This is a genomic window from Arthrobacter livingstonensis, from assembly GCF_003219815.1.
GTDB classification, from domain to species: domain Bacteria; phylum Actinomycetota; class Actinomycetes; order Actinomycetales; family Micrococcaceae; genus Specibacter; species Specibacter livingstonensis.
Window position 1 is genome coordinate 1 of sequence record NZ_QJVD01000063.1, and the last position, 6,394, is coordinate 6,394.

The window sequence follows — 6,394 nt, forward strand, 5'->3', positions numbered from 1 at the left end:
CTACAACAAGAAACGCGCCGAAGGGAAACGGCACAACCAAGCCCTGATCGCCCTTGCCCGGCGCCGCTGCGACGTCCTGTTCGCCATGCTCCGCGACGGCACCTTCTACGAAGCACCAGCAACCAAAACCGGCTAACAACAAAAGGCCAAGCAGCTGGCGGGCACACACCGCCAGCCACTCATTCCTGCCCAAATCAGCAACCGCGAAATCACGAAAAATATTTGCCCCAGCGCTTGACAAAGAACATAAAGACACCCCCGCTGTGGGGTATCTAGGGGCAGAAAAGTCCACCCCTAAGGGTGAAGAAGTTAACCCCTCTGAGAAATAGGCTTTGGGGATGGAATCAGCCCAAATCATGAACAGACCCATGAGTGAAGACGACGAGCTCGGCCGGGCAACCGTTCGGGAACTTATTGTGAAACTGGCCCTGACCGAGGACCAACTTAGAAGTACCGCCAACCCCGGACGGATCGCAGCCCTTGCGCGCCGCGAGCAGGCAATTGTGGCAGCGTTGCACCAGCACGAACTCATAACCAAGGGCCCGTGCCACCCACCCTGCCGGGCCCAGGACAGTACTACTCAAACCACACAGCGGCCCGAAAATGAGGGCCGCGACCACCATTCACCTCAGTACTTGAGGGCGGTTATCAGCACATTTGTTTGACTCGAAATCTGCTTGCCCCCTTCACTTCACCGATCAATCAACTCGCCCTTCCGTCGTCTCGGGATTGCAGGGGCCAGAATGGGGATGGGGAAGTGCCAAATGCGAGCGAATTCCGGCATCCGCATGCTGATGGTGGGGAAGACCTGTCCCGGAGGGATTCCTATTCTGGGACACGACACATGGGGAAACGGTACTTCTAGACTGCCCACAAGCAGACCCGGGGTACCGTGTTCCAACGGTTTATATGGCAATGATGCGCGGACAATAATGGTCGCAACGGCAGATGATGCGCTAACGATGAAATGTGAGGACTGATCGTGAACGGTTTGGGAACGCTACAGCCATTTGTGACTCCTGTGGTAAAGCTCAGCCGCCTCTTTGAAGCCTGGAACGTTGAACTCTACGCCAAGCTTGATTTGCTTCAGCTTTCTGGCAGCACCAAGGAGCGGACGGCAAATGGGTTGATTGAGGAACTCCTTGGTTCAAGACGGCTCCGGACCGGGGGCATGATCATTGAATCAACCTCGGGGAATCTGGGAATCGCCCTGGCACGGCAGTGTGTGGTGCGAGGCGTTAGGTTCATGGCAGTCGTCGATGAAAATGCTAACCCCGTGGCCTTGGAGCTCATGGAAGCGTACGGGGCGACAGTGAATCGTGTTCAGACTCCAGCCGACGGCAACAAACTCGCTGCGCGCCGCCGCCGGGTCAGTGACCTGTTGGCAGCGCACCCCGGGTCCGTGACCACCAACCAGTATGGCTCCTTGGCTAACCCGCGCGCGCACTTCGATTCAACCATGCCCGAAATTATTGCCGGCTCGGGGGGAAACTTGGACTATCTCTTCGTTGCAACCAGCACCACCGGCACCCTGCTGGGCTGCCAGCAGTACATTCGGACCCACGGCCTTAACACCAAAATAGTAGCTGTTGACTCCGTTGGGTCAGTGCTCTTCGGAGGCACCGCCGGAACTCGTCGACTGCCAGGCCTCGGCGCCGGCGTACTGCCGGAGTTGGCCTCCTCTGCCGAACCGGACTTGGTCTTTCAGATAGAGGAAATTGACATGGTGCGCGGCTGCCGGCGGTTGGCTGACCGCGAGGGCATTCTGGCAGGTGCGTCCACGGGGGCCATTGTGGCCGCCCTGGGAACGCTGTTGCCCAGTCTTGAGGAGGGCTCTCGTGTTGCGTTCATGGTCCACGACACCGGCGTTCCCTACCTGCAGACTGTCTACAACGACGAGTGGGTGAGCACCGTGTTAAACGAGGACCCGGACCACGTAGCCGACACTGAGGAGTTCTCGGACCATTGATCCGCATAGCTGTCATTGGTGGCGGACCGAAGAGTTTGTTTGCCCTGCTCGCGCTGAACGACCACATTCCATTCACTTCATCGTCGCGGGTCGCGGTGGACGTCTATGATCCGCTGCCCCCTGGGGCCGGGAGTGTGTGGCGTGTGGACCAGCCCGAGACGTTGCGATTGAATGTGAATGCGGGCATCGTGGATGCCTCCTCAACGCTGAGTTCAGAGACCTTCGCGGAGTGGGTTGACCGAGTGGCACCGGAAATGACTGGCGAAAAGTATCCGCCACGGAGGTTGGTCGGCCGGTACCTCCGGGAGCAGTTCCGGCTTTTGTCCCAGCACGGGAACATCATGGTGGCCCATGCCCCGTTCGTGGTCAGCGGCGTCGAACGCGACGGCGAGCACTGGCGTGTGAGTGGGCCGTTCGGGACCCAGCAGTATGAAGAGGTTCTCCTGGCCACCGGACACGGCCTCGCGCAGGACCGCACCGTGGAGCCGATGCCCGGGGCACTTAATTCACACCCCTTGATCGGCGATTACGCCGCCCTGACCACAGCGGATATCCCGGCAGGGTCCGAGGTGTGGATTCGTGGCGCCGCCTTGACGGCCTACGATGTGGCGTTGCTTCTGAGTGAAAGCCGGGGTGGATTCTGGCGGCTGTCGAAGGACGACGACGGCGGCGCCCCATGGGGATTGCTTTACCGTCCCAGCGGAAAAGAGCCCCGGCGAATCACCTTATCGTCGCGGAGCGGATCGCTGATGGATCCCAAGAGCGAGACGGTGCCGGACGACGTCGCATTTTGCCTGGAGGAGCACAAGCAGCGGCTGCGTCAATGGGGCGCGAAGGTGCGGGGCACTCCGCCCGATATCGAGGTTAATCTGGACGGACTGTGGGTGATCCTGCTTCATTGCGCCCAGGATTGTGCCCGCGCCATGGACGTGACGGTCAGTGCGCTGGCACTGTGGCGAACGGCATTGACGGGACAGTCCGTCGAGGCGAGCTGTCGTCCCATAAGTTTCCCGAAAGCACCCAGCGCTAGTGCACACTTGCGGAACAGTCTCGCGGTGAATCACCTCGAGGCACCAGTCACCACGGGCTGGCTTTGGGCCAGGGCATGGTCTGGACTGTACGCCGAGCTGGTGCCTGCGATCGACCGCGTGCCACGGAGCGTTCACGCATCCCGCCATTTTGGCAGAGTCGCCCATCACCTGGAAAAGTTTGCTTTCGGACCGCCGGAGCTCACGGCGCGCAAATTGGTGGGGCTCTTCGACGCCGGAATCCTTGACGTCGCGGGGGCTGGGGAAAATCCGACGCCCGGGTCCATTTTCATCGATGCGGTCACTCCTGGACCGGGAGCGCTTCGCGCGGCGGCACCGGCAGGACGTGCCAACAGCGAGGTGTTCGCGGGGCTCTTGACCGCGGGAGACGTCTCGATCCGCCCCGGGGATCGTGGACTGCTGACCGAAGCTGACGGCACCTGTCTGGCGCAAGACGGCTCACGTAGTGAATCCCTGGCCGCGTTGGGTCGACCCACCGAAGACCCAACATTGGGTCACGACACCCTCAACCGTTCTCTCCATGGGGAACATCGTTTGTGGGCTCAACGCATTGCTGGGCTCGTCACCGGCACACTCGACTCATAGGACATCGTGATGAACGAAAAAATGTACGGAACTGCCCCGTTGACCGCCCGGCTTGAACCATGGATGGAGGAGCTCGTGGGCAACCCCACCCTCTGCAAGGAGCTAATTGACGCGCACGGTTCTCCCGTCAATGTCCACGAATACGGTGCCATGGGACGGAACGTCAGCGAACTGCGTACCGCAGCAGTTGCGCATCAAATCGATTTTCAAATCTACTTTGCCCGCAAGGCGAACAAGACCCTGGGAGCGATTGATCGGGCCGTCCGTGAGGGGTGTGGAGTCGACGTCGCAAGTCTCAACGAGCTGCGACAGTGCCTTGACCGCGGGGTGCCGGCCGATCGGATCATTGTCAGCGCTGCTGTAAAACCCAAGGCCCTGCTTCATCTGGCCATCACGTCGGGGGTGACCATCAGCCTGGACAACGAAGACGAGCTACGCGACTCGATCGCCCTAGCCGATGACAAGGGCGGGCAACTCACCGTCGCGTTGCGGCTGGCCATTGATCACCCGGCCATCCCGCCCACCCGATTCGGCCTCCCGGCCTCCCGCTGGCTGCAAATACTTTCCGACGCCGAACCGGGCTCCGCCATCGAGGTGGCTGGCATTCACTTCCACCTCAACGGCTACGACGCCCACGCACGTTCCCTTGGAATTCACGAAGCCTTGCATGTCATCGAGCAGTTGCGAATCATGGGCCACGAACCGAGCTTCGTGGACATGGGTGGCGGAATACCCATGTCGTATTTGGACAGTGCCGAGCAGTGGAAGGATTTCTGGGCTCGGTTGGCACTGTTGCCCGACGACGATGAGTCCCTTACCTGGAAATCGGACCGGCTCGGAGCCTCGGGAGGAATTCCCGGATCCGCTGTCTATCCCTACTACCAGGGCCTCATCAGGGGAGCATGGCTGGAGCAAGTGCTCGCGTATGTGCCAGAGCCTGGTTCAAAGGCCATTGGCTCCGCGCTACTTGATGCGCAGATTCAACTTCGCTGCGAACCGGGCCGCTCACTTATGGATGGTTGCGGGCTGACGCTTTCCGAAGTTGCTTTCAAAAAGAAACGGAGCGACGGAGTTCCGTTGGTGGGTTTGCATATGAACCGGACACAGTGCCGCTCCACGTCAGCTGACTTCTTACTTGATCCCGTGCTCGTCCACGCTGCGCCGTCAAACCGGAAACGAACATTCGACAGCGCATTCCTGGTGGGTGCGTACTGTATCGAGGAGGAACTTCTGCTGCGCCGACGCTTTGAGTTTCCTGCCGGCGTGGCAGCCGGAGACCTGATCGCATTCCCCAATACCGCCGGATACCTGATGCACATTGTAGAGAGCGCCTCCCACCAGTTGCCCCTTGCAGCCAATGTTCTCTGGGATGGATACGAGTGGGTAGCCGATGACATCGACCAGATGCGTCTATGACTCTTGGTCCAATCGCGTTTGAGGAGAGCCATCCGGGGGCGAAGAATACTCCAAACGGCGCTTCTAAAGACAAATCTATCCAAGTTGACAGAAAACCTTGTCGTTATCCCACAGGCCATGCACGGCATCCTTTACTCCAGCAATTTCGTTGGCTCCCACTGTCTGGATCGAAGGCAACATGGGCGTCACTCGGGCGTCAAACGTCTGGCACCCACAGTCTTAATAGTGGGGGGACGACGCACGGACAGGCTTCGCGTAATCTGGGCGCGATCGTCTTCGCCGTTCTCTTTGCCCGCATGTGAAGGCAATCACACCAGTAATTTGTGGTCAACGATGCAGCCTGAACTCTACTAACCAGGGCAGGGGCCCCGGACCTACTACGTCGTTCGGAGTCATGGCTGCGTATCCGCGTCGCCAACTGCCAAGTACCGCACCTCACTCTGGGTAAGGGGACGATTGTGTTCACGGGTTCGTCCACATGGCGATTGAGGTCAAGTTCGGCAACCTCCACGGCATTCCGGCAAGAACGGAGCATCCATTCCGGCCCTCGAAGCACCATTTCAGAGTCATTCACCAGTGCAATACGAAGGTTTTCAAGTCGCCCACGATAGGGCGGGAAAGTACACCCCTAGGGGTGAAGAAGTTAACCCCTCTGAGAAATATGCTTCGGTGATGAATTCAACCGAAACCAGGAACGACATCACCCCGGATGTCGCCGACCTGGACCAGGCAACCAATTGGGAACTGATGCCGCAACCCAAACCCGCCTGGGCTAAGAGCATCTCCTACTACCCATACGAGACGGCGGCCCAAAAAATGAGGGCCACACCCACACAACAGGCCATGTCGGGTTTGGTCGACCCCGTTCTTGCCCGATCGTCGGCTGACTTGCAGGCAGCGGCCGCGAAGGTGGTGGTCAGCGATGCCGGCATCGAGATCCACGGATACGTGGTTACCTGCGACGGGAACCACGTCCGTGTCGTGTGGGCTGTAGCCTCCGGTCGGCACCGTCAGCGCACGTTCAAATCCGAGACGGTTTTCCAGCCAGGCGACGACCGTCGCTGGGACGGATACCTCATCCCTCATGAGCGGCTCGCCGCGATTCGTCAGGTAGCCCGCTGACCGCGGCGGACGGGCGCGACATAATGTACGCCCGACGCCACAGCCCGGTACTTCAACTGAAGGATCTGACCGCAAGCAATGGAAACGCCAGAACTTCTCCACTGTTCCGTGACTCGACTCCCGGCAATGCGTTGCAGGAGTCAGCCGCCCGAACCATGGCTCCTGGCACCTCATCTTCTCTAATGGATATTGGCTGGCCCGGGGCTGGCTGGCAGACTGGTGCTACTCCGGCCAGGTGTGACTCGCTCATTTT

Annotated in this window: 4 protein-coding genes and 1 pseudogene; all 5 read left to right on the top strand. The window is 59.8% G+C overall.

The window, feature by feature from the left end:
- Window positions 1–136: pseudogene (locus tag CVV68_RS22480) on the top strand (IS110 family transposase); the annotation flags it as partial.
- Window positions 137–1,012: 876 nt separating this feature from the next.
- Window positions 1,013–1,969: a pyridoxal-phosphate dependent enzyme gene (locus CVV68_RS22490; RefSeq protein WP_170133327.1), complete on the top strand. Its 957-nt coding sequence runs from the start codon at window positions 1,013–1,015 to the stop codon at window positions 1,967–1,969.
- A complete protein-coding gene (locus CVV68_RS22495) occupies window positions 1,966–3,603 on the top strand; it encodes an FAD/NAD(P)-binding protein (RefSeq protein WP_110503213.1) in 1,638 nt (545 codons plus the stop codon). Before CVV68_RS22490 ends, CVV68_RS22495 begins: the two co-directional genes overlap by 4 nt.
- A 9-nt stretch (window positions 3,604–3,612) precedes the next feature.
- A complete protein-coding gene (locus tag CVV68_RS22500) occupies window positions 3,613–5,019 on the top strand; it encodes an alanine racemase (RefSeq protein ID WP_110503214.1) in 1,407 nt (468 codons plus the stop codon).
- 672 nt (window positions 5,020–5,691) lie between these two features.
- Window positions 5,692–6,141, top strand: coding sequence for a hypothetical protein (locus CVV68_RS22505; protein WP_110503215.1), 450 nt, complete (start codon window positions 5,692–5,694; stop codon window positions 6,139–6,141).
- Window positions 6,142–6,394: the final 253 nt, after the last annotated feature.

What these genes read in the sequence shown, in the direction of transcription:
- CVV68_RS22505 (WP_110503215.1), top strand. Translation starts at nt 5,692, where the DNA reads ATGAATTCAACCGAAACCAGGAACGACATCACCCCGGATGTCGCCGAC.
- CVV68_RS22500 (WP_110503214.1), top strand. Translation starts at nt 3,613, where the DNA reads ATGAACGAAAAAATGTACGGAACTGCCCCGTTGACCGCCCGGCTTGAA.